General features: G+C 49.8%; 11 protein-coding genes. 6 read left to right on the top strand and 5 right to left on the bottom strand.

Annotated features, from left to right (window positions below):
* Positions 1-5 precede the first annotated feature (5 nt).
* The gene (locus tag JMW05_RS04550) at positions 6-1,184 is read left to right on the top strand and encodes an FAD-dependent oxidoreductase (RefSeq protein ID WP_201504191.1); all 1,179 of its coding nucleotides are present in this window, start codon (positions 6-8) and stop codon (positions 1,182-1,184) included.
* Positions 1,185-1,926: 742 nt separating this feature from the next.
* On the opposite strand, the gene JMW05_RS04545 is transcribed toward JMW05_RS04550, so the two are convergent.
* Complete coding sequence (locus JMW05_RS04545; RefSeq protein WP_201504190.1) at positions 1,927-2,664, bottom strand: pantothenate kinase; 738 nt, start codon at positions 2,662-2,664, stop codon at positions 1,927-1,929.
* Positions 2,651-3,562: a biotin--[acetyl-CoA-carboxylase] ligase gene (locus JMW05_RS04540; RefSeq protein ID WP_201504189.1), complete on the bottom strand. Its 912-nt coding sequence runs from the start codon at positions 3,560-3,562 to the stop codon at positions 2,651-2,653. The genes JMW05_RS04545 and JMW05_RS04540 overlap by 14 nt, the downstream gene beginning before the upstream one ends.
* 143 nt (positions 3,563-3,705) lie before the next feature.
* On the opposite strand from JMW05_RS04540, the gene JMW05_RS04535 reads away from it, so the two are divergent.
* The 4 genes from JMW05_RS04535 (at position 3,706) to ligA (ending at position 11,827) form a co-directional block, all read left to right on the top strand.
* Positions 3,706-4,509 (top strand): sulfite exporter TauE/SafE family protein, encoded by an 804-nt coding sequence (locus JMW05_RS04535; RefSeq protein ID WP_201504188.1) that lies wholly within the window; start codon positions 3,706-3,708, stop codon positions 4,507-4,509.
* Between the two features lie 102 nt (positions 4,510-4,611).
* Positions 4,612-8,385 (top strand): chromosome segregation protein SMC, encoded by a 3,774-nt coding sequence (gene smc, locus JMW05_RS04530; protein WP_201504187.1) that lies wholly within the window; start codon positions 4,612-4,614, stop codon positions 8,383-8,385.
* Positions 8,386-8,632: 247 nt separating this feature from the next.
* On the top strand, positions 8,633-9,655 hold the full coding sequence (locus JMW05_RS04525; RefSeq protein ID WP_201504186.1) for a cell division protein ZipA: 1,023 nt from the start codon (positions 8,633-8,635) through the stop codon (positions 9,653-9,655).
* Positions 9,656-9,775: 120 nt separating this feature from the next.
* A complete protein-coding gene (gene ligA, locus JMW05_RS04520; protein ID WP_406947453.1) occupies positions 9,776-11,827 on the top strand; it encodes an NAD-dependent DNA ligase LigA in 2,052 nt (683 codons plus the stop codon).
* 81 nt (positions 11,828-11,908) lie between these two features.
* Here the strand turns inward: ligA and JMW05_RS04515 are convergent, their stop codons facing one another.
* The gene (locus tag JMW05_RS04515) at positions 11,909-14,857 is read right to left on the bottom strand and encodes an NACHT domain-containing protein (RefSeq protein ID WP_201504184.1); all 2,949 of its coding nucleotides are present in this window, start codon (positions 14,855-14,857) and stop codon (positions 11,909-11,911) included.
* Positions 14,858-15,270: 413 nt separating this feature from the next.
* Here JMW05_RS04515 and JMW05_RS04510 point away from each other — a divergent pair, with 413 nt between their 5' ends.
* Positions 15,271-16,026: a sulfite exporter TauE/SafE family protein gene (locus tag JMW05_RS04510; RefSeq protein ID WP_201505524.1), complete on the top strand. Its 756-nt coding sequence runs from the start codon at positions 15,271-15,273 to the stop codon at positions 16,024-16,026.
* Positions 16,027-16,080: 54 nt separating this feature from the next.
* On the opposite strand, the gene JMW05_RS04505 is transcribed toward JMW05_RS04510, so the two are convergent.
* Entirely contained in the window at positions 16,081-16,692 is a 612-nt protein-coding gene (locus JMW05_RS04505) for a hypothetical protein (RefSeq protein ID WP_201504183.1), read from the bottom strand.
* A gap of 39 nt (positions 16,693-16,731) precedes the next feature.
* On the bottom strand, positions 16,732-17,136 hold the full coding sequence (locus JMW05_RS04500; RefSeq protein WP_201504182.1) for a hypothetical protein: 405 nt from the start codon (positions 17,134-17,136) through the stop codon (positions 16,732-16,734).
* Positions 17,137-17,220: the final 84 nt, after the last annotated feature.

The raw sequence follows: 17,220 nt of genomic DNA, 5'->3' as shown, positions 1-17,220 counted from the left end.
TCGTTATGAGTGCAGAGCAAGCAAATAATCAAGGCGTGGTGGTGATTGGCGCAGGTCTGGCGGGCTGGCATGTGATTGATGCCATTCGCAGCAAAGACAAAGACGTGCCGATTACGCTCATTACCGCCGACAATGCCGACCGCTATCACAAGCCAATGCTGACGATGGCAATCAGCCAAAACAAACGCGCCGCCGACCTTGTGCGCGCCAGTGGGGCAGACGCGGCGAGCGCGAGCAATGTGAATTTGCTTGCCCATACCGTTGTGACCGACATCCATGCAGACAAGCAAACTATCAGCATCAAGCCTGCGGATACAGACGGCGATGACAGCGAGACCATCGGCTATGACAAGCTGGTGCTCGCGATGGGCGCGCATCCAATTTTTCCACCGAGCTTGCCGCGCAATGTGGTGTGGCACGTCAATCATATCGAGCAGTTTGGGCGCTTGCAAGACGAGCTGGCAAATGGCAGTCAGCGTGTGGCGATTGTCGGTGCGGGCATGGTAGGCACCGAGATTGCCGAAGATTTGCTCAAAGCAGGGCATGAGGTCACTTTGATTGACCTCAACGACGCGCCACTATCACAGATGCTGCCAGCGACCGCCACGGCGCGTATTGCCAAGGCGATTGACTCGCAAGGCATTCGCTTTTTGGGCAATACCCAAGTCAATAACGTCAGCCGTCTGGAGAATGGCGCGCTACAAGTAGACTATCATCACAATGATGGGACGGGCAACAGCACCTCAATCGAAGTCGACCACGTCATCGCCAGCACAGGCTTGATGGTCGATGAGGCGTTGCCAACGGCGGCGGGCGTGGGCTTTGACCGCCGCACGGGCATCACCGTAGACGCCAGCACCCTGCGTACTGATGCCGACCATATTTACGCCATTGGCGACTGTATGTCGATTGATGGTGTGCCCTGCCGTTATGTCGCGCCGCTACGGGCGCAGGCAGCGACCATCGCCGATGATATCTTGGGCGCTGAGCACGCAGGCTACGCGCACAAGCCGCCGATGATTCGCCTAAAAAACAAAGCCATCTCGGTTATGGCGACAGGCACGCCGCACGTCTCAGGCAACTGGCAGACCACCACCGAAACCGAAGACGAGCTGGTGATGGAGCGTCTTGATGAAGCGGGCAACGTCATCGCAACCGTGACCATTAAATCGCCGACGGCTTAATTTATTAGCAAAAAACAGTTAGGTTCAAAAGAAAGCGATATGCTGAGACAAAGGCACTTGATTAAACGGTATTTTTCTTGCTTGCTGTAGCTTCGTCTTTTGATGCTACGAAAAATACCGTTTAATCTTTGCCAAGCCAGTGTTGTAAAAATTTGACCGTATTTGTAAAAAACCGCGCTGGCATAAGCTGGCGCGGTTTTTTCTTATCTTATTAACAAATTGATAAACAAAAGTAAATTTTAGAATAAATGATGCTATAGTATGCGGCGTAAGAGTGCTGATGTTTATTAGCCTTGATACTTCTTAACTTATTCTAATAAGGAATTTACTGGTTTTATGTCTGTTTATTTGCGAGCTGGTGTCATAAAAAGTAGCGTAGCGGCAGCACTATTATTGGGCGCAATGGTGGCGGCAATACCCAGCCATGCCGAATTGATTGAGGATTCAAAAACGGTGGTGCAGCTTCATGCCTCGGATGCGCACTGGATTAGCCCGCCCAACCTCTCTGGTGTTTTTATTAATGAGTCAGGTGGGGATATTGAAGTTTCGGTGACATTTTTAGTTGATACCACAGGGCGCATAAATGACATATCAATTATTGGTAAAGACAGATTGGGTGCAAGCAATCATAGACAAATCACAGCAAAACTAAAAAGGGCGAGACTTCAGCCCTTTATGAGAAATGGCGTCGCGGTACGAGGCAGAGTCACCTTGCCCATTACTATCGTGGGGTCTGAGTATCCTACTCATCCACAGGCTGACGTCTGTGCTCAAAATAGCGTGCCAGACCGCCCAGCAGCAGATTGTCGCGCAGATGCACAGGGCGAGAGATATGCTGAGCAATAATGCTGGCATCACCGCCTGTCATAATCAGCTCAAAGTTCGGGTGGCGGCGGTGGATTTCGTTGACCGCGCCGACAATGGACAGCAAAATCCCGCGATGCACCGCGTCTTGGGTATGGATGCCTTGGTCAATGCTGTCAAAAGTGCCGTTTGAAATGCTGATTTGCTTGGTGCCCGAAAATAATGCCTCACGCTGCAAATAAATATTGGGAAAGATATAGCCGCCCAAATGCTCCGCATGGTCAATTAAATCAATGGTCACCGCCGTACCGCAGCCAATCACGCACTGGCGCTTTTTTTTGTCCACCGCGCCGAGCATCTGTAGCCATCTATCAACGCCCAACTGATTGGCGTCGTAGCGGCTTGAGAGCAGCGCATGATTGGCATCGACATGCACAAACTCAAAGGGAATGTCCAAGCGGCTCAACGTCTCTGCCACGCGGGTATTAATCGCCGCACCCAGCACTGACGATATACCGATAAAATCAGGCGCATAGCGCTCAAAGCGGTCGGTCAAGCCCATCAACAGCTCAGCAGGGGACTGCAAATGCTGCTTGGCATCGTGCGCGACAATCTGCCCGATATCATCGGTCAGCCAGTATTTTAACCGCGTGTTTCCCAAATCAAGCCAGAGCATGCGCATCCTTGTTTGCGTGAGGGTCGATGACATCAATGCGACCTGTGAATAATGAAATGACCTCGCCATCCGCCAATATCAGACGCAAGCAGCCGTGTGCATCAATGCCGTCGGCGCGCCCTGTTATCGTACCGTCTGCCAGCTGCCCTGATTCGCTGATACGTAGCATCTTGCCGCGCAACACATCAGCGGCGGCGAACTCGCGCAATATGGCGTGTTCGGTTGCATCGGTGTCATCGCCTGAGAGGGCGATAAATTGCGCGACTGCTTGGGTTAAAGCATTGCTGAGTTGTGTGTATAAGTCAGGCAGCGCAGGCGCGGCGATGGGCGCTGGCAAGTCATTGATGATGTCTTGCACGCTAATCGCGTGATAGCTCATACCCTCAGCGGTGCGGGTGGTCAGCTGCGGCGTGGTCTGCACATTGACGCCGACGCCGATGACGATGCCGACCAGCTTGCGCGCATACCACACAGGCTCAATTAAAATACCTGCCAATTTTTGAAAATAATGCAGCCCTGTTGCCGTATCCGCTATGTCTTGATAAAAGCCCAAATCGTTTGCCCATTTTACGCCGATTGCGGGTGCATTATCAGCCCGTGCGTCATTTAGCGTTTGAATAATCGGCATTGCTGCAAGCTTGCTGCCGATAATCAGTGACAGTATACCGCTGAGCGGTACAGACAGCGGGTGATACAGTGACAGATACACATTACCCTTGGGCGATTGCCACGAGCGCCCATGCTGTCCGCGCCCGCCTGACTGCGTGTCTGCGGTCAATAAATGGCGCTGCGTGCAGTCCAATTCGCCCGCTTGCAGCGCGGCAATCAGCTCGCTGTTGGTCGAGACACTTTGTGCCACATGGCGATGAAACAGGGGCGGCGTGTGGGCAGCGGACATGGCGTACTCGCTTATTTTTGGCGGTAAGAGGGGCAGAGGGTGCGCGGTGTGACAGGCGGAGCAGTCACCCTTGGTGCGTGCGTTTGCCGAGCAAGTTGGCTATTATGATACAAAATTTTGTGCGATGAAAGGTTGAAGCGATAATGTTATATATGTGGTTTGTTATCGCAGGGGCATTTGCGGGCGTCTGTGCGGGACTGTTTGGCGTGGGCGGCGGTATGATTATCGTGCCTGCGCTGATGTGGATTTTTACCGCCTATCAGATGCCGCCCGATGTCATCACCCATATGGCAGTCGGCACGTCACTGGCAACGATTGTCGTCACTTCCATCAGCTCGCTAAGCGCGCATCACAAGCGCGGCGGCGTGCGCTGGGACATCTGGCGCTACATGGCAGGCGGCTTGGTCATCGGCAGTATCGTCGGTGCAGGCGTTGCCGATAAAATCGACGGCGACGCGCTACAAGCCATCATCGGCGCGGGCGCATTACTCGTCGCCTTTAAAATGCTGTTCGTCCCCAATAAAGAACAATTGGGCAAACCCTTACCCCCCAAAAGCATCCAATTTGGCGCGGGCACAGGCATTGGGCTGGCGTCCTCAATCTTTGGTATTGGCGGCGGCAGCTTGACCGTACCGTTTTTAAACTGGGCGGGACTGCCCATGCGGCAATCGGTTGGCACTTCAGCGGCGTGCGGGTTGCCGATTGCAGTGGCGGGCGCGCTCGGCTTTGCGTGGTTCGGTCAAGACGTGCAAAACCTGCCTGATGGCGCGGTCGGCTTTGTGCATGTGACGGGCTTTTTCTTTATCTCCATTGCCAGCTTTATCATGGCAAAATTCGGCGCAAAGTGGGCGCATCAACTGCCCGCAGCAACCTTAAAGCGCGCCTTTGGTATTTTGCTGCTGATTGCAGGCGGTCAGTTGTTATTAAGTGGGCTTGGGGTGTTTTAGACGCTTACTATTCCCGATATCTTGAGTCGAGAAACCCTAAAAACCAAGCGCGATTTACGTTAAAATGGCGCTTGGTTTTTTTTGTAGATGAATTGACACGCCATGCGCCTAAAATCCTTAAAATTGGCAGGCTTTAAGTCTTTTGCCAATGTCACGACGTTCAATTTTCCCAAAGGCATCACCGCCATCGTCGGTCCTAATGGCTGCGGCAAGTCCAATGTGATTGACGCCATTCGCTGGGTGCTGGGCGAGACCTCAGCAAAGCAGCTGCGCGGCGGGGCGATGAGTGATGTGATTTTTGCAGGGACAGAGTCCCGCGTCGCCAAAAGCGTCGCTAGTGTCGAGCTGACCTTTGAGCACACCCAAGACGAGCACACGGGCATCCGCCACGAGCTGAACCTGTATCACGAGCTGTCGGTACGCCGCCAAGTCAATAAAGAGGGACGCTCGGATTATTTTATCAATGGCACGCGCTGTCGCCGCCGCGATGTGGTGGACATCTTTTTGGGCACAGGCTTGGGCGCACGCAGCTATGCGGTGATTGAGCAGGGTATGATTGGGCGTATTGTTGATTCTAGCCCGTTGCAGCTGCGCGAGTTTATCGAAGAGGCGGCAGGTGTGTCGCGCTATCAGGTCAGACGCGAAGAAACCTACAAAAAACTCGAGCAAACCCGCGACAATCTGGCGCGCCTACACGACATCCAAAGCGAGCTGACTCAGCAACAAAAACGCCTCGGCAAACAAGCCGAAAGCGCCAAAACGCACGCCGCCTTAACCTTAGAACAAAGCGAATTGGCACAAGCGCTCAGCATCCAAGCGCTCTACCGCGCTAAACAAACGCAAATGACGCAAAAGGCGCAAAAGAGCCAAAGTGAAGCTGCCGCGAGCGAACAGCAGCAGGCTTTTACCTTACTCAAACAAAAACAAGACACCATAAGCGCGCGCATTAATGAGGCGCAATGGCTCAAAGACGAGGCGCAGTCGAGCTTTTATGAAGAAAAGCTCGCGCACCAACAAAGTGAGCACCAGCGCAATGAGCTTGCCGCGCAGCTATCGCAAATTGACGAGCAAATTACCCAAATCGAGCGTCAGCGCGAGCGTCTCGATGCCGACATCGAGCGCCTAGAGGCAGAGACTGGGGCGCAAGCGCAAAGCCTTAGCGAGCTGCGCCCTCAACTGACTGAGATTACCGAAAAGCGCGCCCGCTATGAATCTTCTAGCGCGCCACTACAAGCGGCGTGGGATGAGGCAAAACAAACCCTGCACCAGCTAGAGGAGCGCCTGCGTACCCTTGAGCAGCAGCGCGCCATCGAGCGCGAAGCACAAAAGCGCCTTGAGCGCAGCGAGCACAAATGGACGCAGCAGCAAGAGAGCTGGCAAAACCGCTTCGCGCAGCACCAAGCGCAAAGTGAGGGGCAACATACTGAAGACAGCGCTAAAAGCTTAAAAGACAGCCGCGCGCATATCGACACCTTAAACGCGCAGCAGCAAGCGCTACAAGAGCAAATCCAAGACGCCGAGCCGCAAGCTGCCAAATTGCAAGCCGCACTTGATGAGCTTACCCGCGCGCACAGCAATGACGAAAAGCGCCATGCCACCTTAGCGGGCGAATATGACGCGCTGCACCGAATTCTGCACCCTGCACCAACCAAAAACGCGCCCAGCCAAGCGAACAGTACTACCAATAGCGTCACGCCATACGCGGTCGAGGCGTATATTCAGACCCTACGCGAGCACATCGAGCTGACCGCAGCGGGACAAGCGCACGCCGCCACCTTGGATACGTGGCTTGCGATGTTACTGGACACCCATGTCTTGGACAGCAAAGCTTTGAGCGCTGATGCGTCATTAAGCGCATTACTATGGCAGTATCAGCAAGGCGTTGAGACAGACAGCAGCGACAATAATAGTAAGCATAATAAAAACAGCGCTCAGGATAAGAAAAGCGCCGCCCATATTGGCTTATGGCTGCCCGCACAACAGGCAACCACCGCTACCGAAAACCTGCCGCCTGATGTGTTCGCCGTCCGCGAGTTAATCAAAGCGCCTGCCTTGTCTATTTTTCAGCATTGTTATCTGTATGCGCCTGCTGACGATAGCGACAGCCGTACGCTAAGCAATATCTTGGCAAAGTTGCCGCCGCACGCCTTACTGCTCACTACCGATGGGTGGCTGGTCAGTACGCACGGCACATGGCATCTGCGCAAGCTAATGGGCAACACCGACACCAGCAGCGCCTTTTTAAGTGAGCGCCTTGCCCAGCGTAATCGCTTGACTGAACTTGAAGACGCGCTCGATACGCTTGAGGCGGCGATGGACACGCGCAGTAAAACCATCAAGGCGCAGACCCGCGACCATGACGCCATCAAAATTAACCTCGAAGAATTGCAAGCCCAAAGCCAGCGCCTGACCCAAGACATTCATCGCGCCGAGCAAGCCTACAGCGCGCGCAGTGCTGCCTTTGAGCGCAACCAAAGCGCCGCCCAGCGCTTGGATGCGGACAAGGCGCTGCTCGATAATGAAAAAAAAGAGCTGGATGACGAGCGCCAAGCGATTACCGATAGCCTCGGCACATTACAAGCGAGCATCAACGCGCTGACACCCAAGCTGCACGCCGCGCGCGCCGCCTGCGACAGTCATCAAGCCGAGCGCCAAGCCATGAGCCAAGCGCGCCGCGCCGATGACGACGCCTATCAAGGGTTACAGCTAAACATCCAGCAGCAAGAAATCCGCCACGAGCACAGCAGCAGCAGTCTAGTGCAAGCCAAAGAGCGCCACTACCAAGCAGGGCGCAAAGCGCAAACGCTACTTACGCGGCAAAAACGCTATCAGCAGCAGCTGCCCGAGCTGACTGCCAATTGCGAGCGCACCCAAAGCGCAAAAGACGCCAAAAGCGTGCTGCTCGCCGAGCGTGAGCAAGAATTAAGCACGCTAAAAGCCGACTACAGCACCCGCCAAGCCGCCCTCGATGCGGCAAGCGAGCTGCTACAAGCAAAACAGCACGCCGCCGCCGAAGCCGCCACCGCATTAGCGCTCAGCAATCAGCGCCTAGAAGACGCGCGCGCGCATACCGAAGCCGCCATTGCTGCTTATCAAAAGCATAGCGGTAGCAGCCAGTCCCAACACGTTGGCTCACTGCTCAGTGATTTTATTGCCCATCCGCACCGCCTAAGCGAAGACAAGACCGCCGAGCTGACCGCCCACTATGACGCGGTGACGCGCAAGCTGTCGCGTATCGGTGCGGTCAACCTTGCTGCCGCCGCCGAGCTTGCCGATGTGGAGGCGCGCCTTGAGCCGTTAGCAGCGCAGACCACCGACATTCGCCAAAGTATCGAGACGCTTAGCAGCGCCATCAGCGCGATTGATGAGACCACCAAAAGTCTGTTTATGCAGACCTTGAGCGCGGTTAATGCCGAGCTTGAGCGTCTGTTTGCCAAAGTATTCGGTGGCGGCAAAGCAAGCCTGAGCCTCAACATTGACGAGCTGCCCGCTGGCACGCCAAAAGCCGAGCACTGGCGCGCAGGTCTGACCCTAATGGCGCAGCCCAAAGGCAAGCGCAACAGTCGCCTTGCGGTACTCTCAGGCGGAGAGAAAACCTTGACCGCGCTCAGTCTGATTTTTGCGATTTTTAAGCAGCATCCCGCGCCATTTTGTGTGCTCGATGAGGTCGATGCGCCGCTCGATGATGCCAACGTGACGCGCTTTACCAGCCTGATTCATGAGCTGGCGGACGAGGTGCAGTTTGTCTTTATCAGTCATAATAAGTTGGCAATGCAAATTGCCGATGAGTTAAAAGGCATCACCATGCCGACGGCGGGCATCTCGACCTTGGTCAGTGTGTCGCTCGATGAGGCGGCGCAATATATCGAGAGCTGATGGCGGCGCGAGACCGCGCCCTGTGGATGCTATAGATATACATCGGCGCTTGACAAAGTGCGCCAGAGATACAGAATATAGGCACAGCTTGCGATGCTGCGCACGCGACAATGTGATGACGGGTAGGGCGTAGCGTGCTAGACTGTTGCCGTTTATACCGTCTTTGCGGGTCGTGCGCTTGCGCCGTTATGGTTGGCGATTTTTGCTTTTTCTTTCCTTTATTTTTTTGCATCAGGATGTGTTTCTCATGACTGCTATTCAGTTTATATTGATTGTCATTGCCGCATTAATCGTCTTGGCAGGGCTGTTTATGGTCATGCGAAGTCTCAAGCAGCGTCAAGATGTCGAGCAGGCGGTGGTCAACTACGATAAAAACGGCATTCCCATCATTCCGCGTCACGAGCGCAATTTGCCAGACATGGTGGATGAGGATATGGACGACGAAGACGAAGCGGACGACAGCCAGGCGGCACAAACGCCGTCTGCCGAAGTCGCGAGCAGCCGCGTCAAAGAGCACACCAGCCATAAGCCAAAAACCTACAAGCCAAAAAACGTCGTGGCAAACGACAACGACAACGACTTTGGCAACAGCAACAACAGCGCGGATACCCAGCAGCTGGATGCGATGCTTGCAAACAATGCGTCAAGCGATGACGATTATGCGCCGCGCACGGTCGAGGACGATGAAGACGATGCGTTCTCAAGCCTTGTCTCCGCGACCGACCACATCATGCCGCCGATTGAAACGGCGGACGAGCCTGACTTTACCGAAAACAGCCCGATACTCGATCGCCATTTGATTGAGTCGGCAGATGACGCGCAAAACGCACCGCTAATCTATGCTGAAGACAACCTCAACATCACCATCATGCCGCACCAGTACCGCGACCGCCCAGCGAACATCATTCGCGGACGTGACCTCTTGGCATTGGTGGACAAATACGGCTTGCGTTTTGGCGCGATGAACATGTTCCACCGCTACGAAAACAAAGACGGCACAGGCATCTTGTGGTTTAGCATGATGGGCGTGACCGACAATGGCATTGCACCATTTGACCCGCACAATGTCGCCACCAGCACCTATAATGGCGTGGTGTTGTTCTTATCCTTGCCGCATCCGCAAGCGCTTATGGGCTTTGATGGGATGATGAGCATCGCCTATATGATGGCGAGCGACTTAAACGCCGAAGTGCTGGATGAAAACAACGACCCCATCAGCTCAGAATACAAGCAAGTACTGCGCAACCAAGTGCGCGAATACGGCATCTAAGCCAAACCTATGCCCCGCGCTTATCACTTTGACCCCTGTCGTGATAAGCGTGCGCCCCGCCCAAAACTGTCCGCAAAATTTGTTATGATATCGGCATCTTTTATTAGCCAGATGCCGACTATGACGACTACAAAACCAACAACGACCGCCACTGACAACACTGACAATACCGACATCCAAGCGCACATGCGCCAGCTGATTGACGCGCTCAAAAAGAACAACTACGCCTATTATGTCCTTGATGCCCCAACGCTCGAAGACAGCGAATACGACCAACTGCGCCGCCAGCTGATTGAGCTAGAAGACGCCTATCCTGACCTGATACAGCCAGACAGCCCGATTAACAGTGTCGGCGACCAGCCGTTATCCGCCTTTACCCAAGTCACCCATGATGTGCCCATGCTCTCGCTCGGTAATGTATTTGAGATGGACGATTTGCGCGACTTTATGCGCCGCGTCAATGACCGCTTAAGCGCTGCTCAGCAAAATCCTGAATACGAGATGGAGCTAAAGCTGGACGGCTTGGCGGTATCGCTCAAATACCAAAACGGCAAACTCGTGCAAGCGGTGACGCGCGGCGATGGACAGACGGGCGAGGACATCACTCAAAACGCCAAAACCATCCGCAACCTACCGCAGTGGCTGCCCGAAGCCTCAGACATTGACCTATTAGAAGTGCGCGGCGAAGTGCTAATGCCCAAGGCAGGCTTTGAACGCCTGAACCGTATCGCCAGTGAAAAGGGTGATAAAGTCTTTGCCAATCCGCGCAACGCCGCCGCAGGCAGCTTGCGCCAGCTCGACCCCAGCATTGCCGCCAGTCGTCCGCTGGCGTTTTATGCCTATTCGGTCAATCAAGGTTTGCCCGACAGCATCGACACCCAATCGGGCGCGCTCGCGTGGCTGGTGGACTTGGGCTTTACCGTCAGTGCCGTGCGCGTGCTGCCTGATTTAAAAAGCGCGCAAGCATATTACGAATCGATGATTGAGGAGCGTGCCGACTTGCCCTACGAGATTGACGGCATGGTCATCAAGGTCAATAGCCTTGCGCTCCAGCAGCAGCTGGGCTTTTTATCGCGTGAGCCGCGCTGGGCGACTGCCTACAAATTCCCTGCCGAGACTGTTATGACGCGTCTGCAAGCGATTGAATGGCAGGTCGGGCGCACAGGGCAGATTACCCCTGTGGGCAAGCTTGAGCCTGTCAAAGTCGGCGGCGTCACCGTCAGCAATGTCACCTTGCACAACTTTGGTGAAATTCAGCGCCTTGATGTGCGCGCAGGCGACATGGTCAGCGTCCACCGCGCAGGCGATGTGATACCCAAAGTCACCCGCGTCTGGGCAGACCAGCGTCCCGCATACAGCGTGCCTGTCACCTTGCCCAGCGCGTGCCCTGTCTGTCATTCGCCCGTCATCTTGCCCGAGGGCGAAGCCTTAGCCCGCTGCACAGGCGGACTGTATTGCCCAGCGCAGCAGCAAGAGGCGCTGATTCACTTCGTCTCGCGCCGCGCCATGGACATTGATGGCTTGGGCGAGCGCTGGCTGATCAGCTTTTTTGAGCATGGGCTCATCAAGACCGTCGCCGATATCTATCAGCTGCACGAGCACACCGATGATTTGATTAACTTTGAAAAGCTGGGCGAAAAGTCGGTCAATAACATCCTTGCCGCCATTGAAGCGAGCAAACACACCACCCTTGCGCGCTTTATCTATGCGCTCGGCATTCGCGGCGTGGGCGAGAGCACCGCGCAAAACCTCGCGCAGCAATTCGGCGAGCTTGCCCCTTTGATGCAGGCGGACATCGACGCGCTACTACAGACCCCCGACGTGGGCGCGATTACCGCCGAGCTGGTGCATGAGTTTTTCCGCGCCCCGCACAATATCGAGGTGATCGACGCGCTACAGGCAGCGGGCGTGCATTGGGACGCGGTCGAGGCGGTCTCGGCAGATGGCTTGCCGCTGGATGGGCAGACGTGGGTCATCACAGGCACGCTGCACGCCATGCCGCGTGACGAAGCCAAAGCCAAGCTGCAAGCGATGGGCGCCAAAGTCTCAGGCAGCATCTCCGCCAAAACCAGCGCCCTGCTGGCAGGCGAAAAAGCAGGCTCAAAACTGACCAAAGCCGAAAAGCTGGGCGTAAAAGTGGTGAGTGAAGATGAGTTTTTAAAATTGATATAGCAATTAAAATGAGAGTTTAGTATTGTTGTTGCTAAACTCTCATTCTGGTTTCTAAAGTTAATTTACATGATCATTATTTTTTTACATCAGGTCTTTAACTAATCTATTAAATTTAACAGACGGAGTGTTTTGATCTAATAAGTATATTATTTCTCGATATTCATCACTTATTCTATATTGCTTCATAGTTGGCTTTTTTGGATCTCTATAATTTTTCACCACACCTTTTTCTATCAAAGTCCCAAGCAAATTAACAGTAGATAGTTTTTTTCTAACCTGTTCTTGCTTTCTAGGATAGAAATTACCCCTTTCATAAAAAAGCTTAAATACCTTTATTAAATCTGCTGAGATATCTTGCTTTTGATCTTTTTTATCTTCTCGGGTTTGACTTATTAAGTGCTGTATTTCTATTAAATCACAGCTAGGACTGAAAAGTTTTTCGGGAATATTTGTCGATATACCTTCCCGTGGATCAATGTCTTTAAAGTATGAGTCGTGGAATCTAGTTGAGTCATCAAAAGTACATTCCCAGAAATATTCATAGTTGATAAAAATACAGTCTTTAAGTACTTTACCTCGAAAGTCAAATGTTGGCTTGCTAGATGATTTTCCAAAAATATCGATTAAGCATAGGCCTTGTATGCAACCATTAACTTCAAATATCTTCTCGATAATATCAGTTCTAGTATTAATATTAGATTGATTATTACCTTTTTCTAAAAGAGTCAGCAGAAGAGTTACTATTGCAGAAATGAATAAGTTTTTATCGTTTAAGCTTTCGGTATTTATATTGTCTATTAAATCCAAACAAAATATTATTAAATCGTCATCAAGAATTACCTTTTCTGAAATAGATTTCGAGAAGCTAGTGTCAAATTTTAAATAGCCACTAATAATTCTAAAGATATTCTCTTCTATTTCAGGTAGATCTTTAGTATTAAAGAATTCTGATACTAGAAGTGATTTGAAATATATATCAAAAACGTCGTATCGGAAATAAAACTTTTCTTCCTTATAAAGTATCAAAGGATGACCTTTGATTTTATCAATATATGAATTATCAATTTCGATGTCTACGTTTTTGTTTTTTAATACTTGCTTGATATCTGTAATGCTTACGCTATTTTTTTTACTGGAAGCCATACTGATGAATAGTTTTATCTGATGGTCTATGCTTAAACTATCTAGTTTTACAATCTCTCTAGCACATATTTGAGCAACTAGTACATCTAAATGGTTCTTTCTATCTAAATATTGACTATTTATTTTGTTATCTGTATCTATATCATCATTATCTGACTCAATGAGATAACCAATCATATCTAAAAGAAAAGGGATGTAAGTTGTTTGATAAGGAGTAGACTCACTTTCTTTTGTTTCAATTGCTAATTTATTGGCTAAAGCCATAGCTTTATTTATTTTCTTTTCTTGGAATAATTTTTTTGAAAAGAATTCTGTTGCTAAATCACTATTAAAAGCTTTTAGCGTTATTTCAGGAAGTAAAATTTTCTTACCAACCTCATTCCAAAAGTGGTCTCTACAAGTAATCAGGATTTTTGTTCTGTGAAGACCTGATGAATACTCTTCAAATATTGAATTTATGAAAGTTTCTATATCAAATTTGTCGCCAAGCTTAGCTATAACCTCATCTATTCCATCTAACACAATCACTAAACTGCCATTATCAATCGATAGCTTTAAAAGGTCTTTACTAAACTTTGAGCACTCTAAACTTTCAACTTCCATCAATGCATTATAAAAATCAAAAACATCACTAATTTTATTATCTTGACTATAGTTTCTTGAAAGTTCACTAATTATTTTTTTAGAATCAATAAATAGTATCCCTAAACTATTAATTTCATCATGGACATAGTCTAGAAACTGTTTCGCAAGCGTGGTTTTTCCGATACCACCATGACCACTGACAACAAATAAAGGCTCATTCTCAGTATTAAACCATTCTTTAAGTCTCTCAATAGCAGATAAGTCTAGGTTGGTATTATTATCATTATCATACAACCCGTTAACATAGACAGGAAGGTTAAATTTTTCGTATGGAAGTATACAGTCCTTGTATAAATGTTCGTATCCAAACTCGTCTATGAAGAAAACATGATTAGTACCAAAAAGCCTTCTGATGTTTTCTTTTCTTCTATCTACGTCCTTAATGTTAGGTTTATCTATTAATATTATAGTTCTGCTAAAATCTGAAACTAAGTTATTTCTTTTTATTTCTCCTAAGGTTTTTCCTTGATTTGTATTCTCATGTAAATAAATAAATTCTTTCGAGTCTGAAAATCTATCGATTAACTTGTATACTTCATATATAATGTTATCTTTCCATTTCTTTACTTTAACTGGAAAGTTTTCTGCTAAAGAAAAACTCGAGTTTTTATCTATGTATAGCTGAATTGTTTTTTCTATAGATCTTTCAGGTTTTTTTGTATTTTCATCTTCGCTATTTTTATTCTTTAAAAATTCTTTTCTGTATTCTTCAAATTCTTGCTTTAATTCTTCCATTTCCACCATGCTAGCAGTTCTTACTTCATCTGATTTTTGACCTTTTCTAACTAGAACAACTCCTTCATCTAGCGATCTAGTTTTAGTCTGCAATTCCTTTTTTGTTTCAGTTATAAAAATCGGTGAGGGTATTTCAAAAATTAATAGATCGAAACCACTGTAATTTATTCTACTTATATTAAAATTTATAAGTGCTGGCCGTGTATGTCTTTCCAGTTTTTGGATTAAATCTTTCTTGAAGTTGCTGATATTCTTAAGCTGTCTGATATTGGAGAATTCTATGTTATATAGTTTTTTTTGATTTTCGCAAAACCCGAATACTAGATATCTATTCTGACCTACATAGCTATGATAAGCGTTAGCAAGCGAAATTATATCTTTTAGGAACTCTCCCCATTTAACTGACATATTTTCACTAGGTGTACTATCATCCCAGTACCACTGTCTTTTAAACTCTAATATGGGTGACTCTTCTTGCTCTAATAGTCTAACTATATCTTCATTCATACTGGATTCTCCATGCTTTACAAGCTCTCTTATGATTTTATCTTACATTTGCCTGTTAAGTATATTGTATCTTAATGACAATAATCCAGTATTAAGTATTATTAGTGAGAATATCGCACATCTAAGCACCTATATCCGCCGCATTTATCTCATAGCTTAAAGACGTGTTTTTCGCCTTGCCATGCTTAATCCTAATCGGCAAACTCCACGCCAAAATTAGGGAACAATTTAAAGTTAAAAAACAGACTCAACGCTCAATAAATCCAAAAAGTTTAGTTTTTAAGTCATGAGCAACAAAGAACTTTAGGCGCTGATTAGGGCGTAGACATGGCATCTTATGCATGACTTTCGCTAGAATAAACCCTTAAAACTTTTCCCTTCTTTGCCAATACGGGGGTGTCACAGTGTTCGAGATGATACAAGCCATTCCTGTTTGGCATCTTATCGGGCTGTTTGTGACAGGGGTGATTGCGTTTGTTGTCTCGACCATTTCAGGGGGTGGCGGCGCATTGCTGTTGATTCCTGTCACCTCGGCGCTGATTGGCACGTCCGCTGCGCCGCCTGTCATTAACTTGGGGACTTTTATTAGCCGTCCCTCACGCCTTTATTTGTTTTGGCACGATATCGACTGGTCGCTGATCAAGTATTACGTCCCCAGCGCAATTATTGGCGCATGGCTTGCGGCATTGTTATTTAGCCGACTTGAGGGCGGCTGGATTCAGCTGTTGGTGGGTGTGTTTTTGATATCCACGGTCTTTCAATATCGCTTTGGCAAAGTAGACAAGTCGTTTGATATGCCAAAATTAGGCTTTGTGCCTTTAGGCTTTATCACCGCATTTATCAGTACGCTGGTCGGTGGTTTGGGTCCTGTGCTCAACCCTTTTTATATGAATACGGGACTTAAAAAAGAAGACCTCGTCGCTACCAAAACCGCCAATTCTTTTTTTGTTGGGCTGGCGCAGATTGGCAGTTATGCTTTTTTTGGCGTGCTTAGCATGCAGCTTTGGATTTATGGCTTGGCGCTTGGGCTGGGTGCGGTGGTGGGTAATGTTATTGGTAAGCGCTTTTTGGCAGGTATGAGCATCAAACAGTTTCGAGTGCTGCTCATTATTTTGATGGTCGTCAGTGGCGTGGTGATGGTTGCCCAAAATGTGACGGTTTTATTTTAGCGCAAGCACTTCTTTCTACCGTCTTGCCTCTGATATATAGCGCAACGCGGTAAGTTACGACCCCGCGTGCGCTTCACTCATCTTATCAGTGGCGGACGCGTCTTTTACCCCATCAGGGACAATCTCAATCGGCAGCACCAAGCCTTTGCCAAAGTCGCCCGCAATCACATAGTCATACGTGGCAGCGGGGACGGCGTCGGTGGTGTGCACGAGCAGTTTTAAGTCATTACCGTCAATGATTTCGTGCGACACATAGTCGGTGCTCAGCTGGTCGAGCAGTTTGGACAGTGCTTCATTGCTCGCCATGCTGACGGTTAGGTTGTATTGCGCGGTGGCGGTATCTACCCCAAAGTAGTCGACATAGGCGCGTACGGGCTGGCTGTCGGGCGCAAAGGAGTAGTCGTAGTCACTGGGCGCGACTTTGGTAACGCCTGTGTCCAGCTTAGTCCAGTCGATAGCGCCTTGTGCGCTGTCTGCGTTTTGCGTGTCGGCTGTGTCCGTCGCGCTGCTGTCTGCCTGTTCTGCGCCACTTGCTGCGGCTGCCGTGTCTGTACTCGCATTGTCCGCGCTACTTGTCTCATTGCTGTTCGTTTCATTATTGGGCGTGCAGGCGATGAGGAGCAGCGCGCTAAGCGCCGTGATACTGGCAAGAGAGGTCAGACGCATGGGTCACGGTTTCCTTATCGATACGGTTGAGGCAGGTAGTTATACGCGTTTGCAGGTGACGTGGTAGGTCTTGCCGTTGGTCCATTTCATGGCGAGCAAGCCTGCGCCTGGCTTCATGTGCCATGCGTAGATGATGTCGTCGTGCGCGTCATTGATGTAGCTTGCGCTGTCGCCTTGGACGCTGCCATTCATGATGATCAGTTGCTCTTTCCAGCCGATAGTCGGCACGGTGGCGTTGATCATGACTTGTTGTTTATTGATCGATTGCTTGGCGGTGATGACGGCATCATCGTTGCACTGATAGCGCGGCGATGCCATGCGGTCATAGGCGGCGCTTGGGGTTTGGCTTGCGCCTTTGCTGACAGGGGCTTTGGGCATGGTGGTGGCACAGGCGCTTAGCAAGGCGATGGCGGGGATGAGGGTTAGCGTTTTAGATAATGTCATACGTCGCTCCAATAAACATGCGTAATCTGGACGGTGCTCTAGTGTAGCAGAGCGCGCCGCCTGCGTGCGTATAGAAAGTACGCA

Source organism: Psychrobacter aestuarii (assembly GCF_904846035.1).
GTDB lineage: Bacteria > Pseudomonadota > Gammaproteobacteria > Pseudomonadales > Moraxellaceae > Psychrobacter > Psychrobacter aestuarii.
The sequence above is the reverse complement of the archived record's forward strand: the minus strand, read 5'-3'. Positions and strand labels throughout refer to the sequence as shown.

Excerpts from the sequence above, each read along its gene's own strand:
- JMW05_RS04550 (WP_201504191.1), top strand. The coding sequence starts at position 6 with ATGAGTGCAGAGCAAGCAAATAATCAAGGCGTGGTGGTGATTGGCGCA.
- JMW05_RS04545 (WP_201504190.1), bottom strand. The coding sequence starts at position 2,664 with ATGCTCTGGCTTGATTTGGGAAACACGCGGTTAAAATACTGGCTGACC.
- JMW05_RS04540 (WP_201504189.1), bottom strand. The coding sequence starts at position 3,562 with ATGTCCGCTGCCCACACGCCGCCCCTGTTTCATCGCCATGTGGCACAA.
- JMW05_RS04535 (WP_201504188.1), top strand. The coding sequence starts at position 3,706 with ATGTTATATATGTGGTTTGTTATCGCAGGGGCATTTGCGGGCGTCTGT.
- smc (WP_201504187.1), top strand. The coding sequence starts at position 4,612 with ATGCGCCTAAAATCCTTAAAATTGGCAGGCTTTAAGTCTTTTGCCAAT.
- JMW05_RS04525 (WP_201504186.1), top strand. The coding sequence starts at position 8,633 with ATGACTGCTATTCAGTTTATATTGATTGTCATTGCCGCATTAATCGTC.
- ligA (WP_406947453.1), top strand. The coding sequence starts at position 9,776 with ATGACGACTACAAAACCAACAACGACCGCCACTGACAACACTGACAAT.
- JMW05_RS04515 (WP_201504184.1), bottom strand. The coding sequence starts at position 14,857 with ATGAATGAAGATATAGTTAGACTATTAGAGCAAGAAGAGTCACCCATA.
- JMW05_RS04510 (WP_201505524.1), top strand. The coding sequence starts at position 15,271 with ATGATACAAGCCATTCCTGTTTGGCATCTTATCGGGCTGTTTGTGACA.
- JMW05_RS04505 (WP_201504183.1), bottom strand. The coding sequence starts at position 16,692 with ATGCGTCTGACCTCTCTTGCCAGTATCACGGCGCTTAGCGCGCTGCTC.
- JMW05_RS04500 (WP_201504182.1), bottom strand. The coding sequence starts at position 17,136 with ATGACATTATCTAAAACGCTAACCCTCATCCCCGCCATCGCCTTGCTA.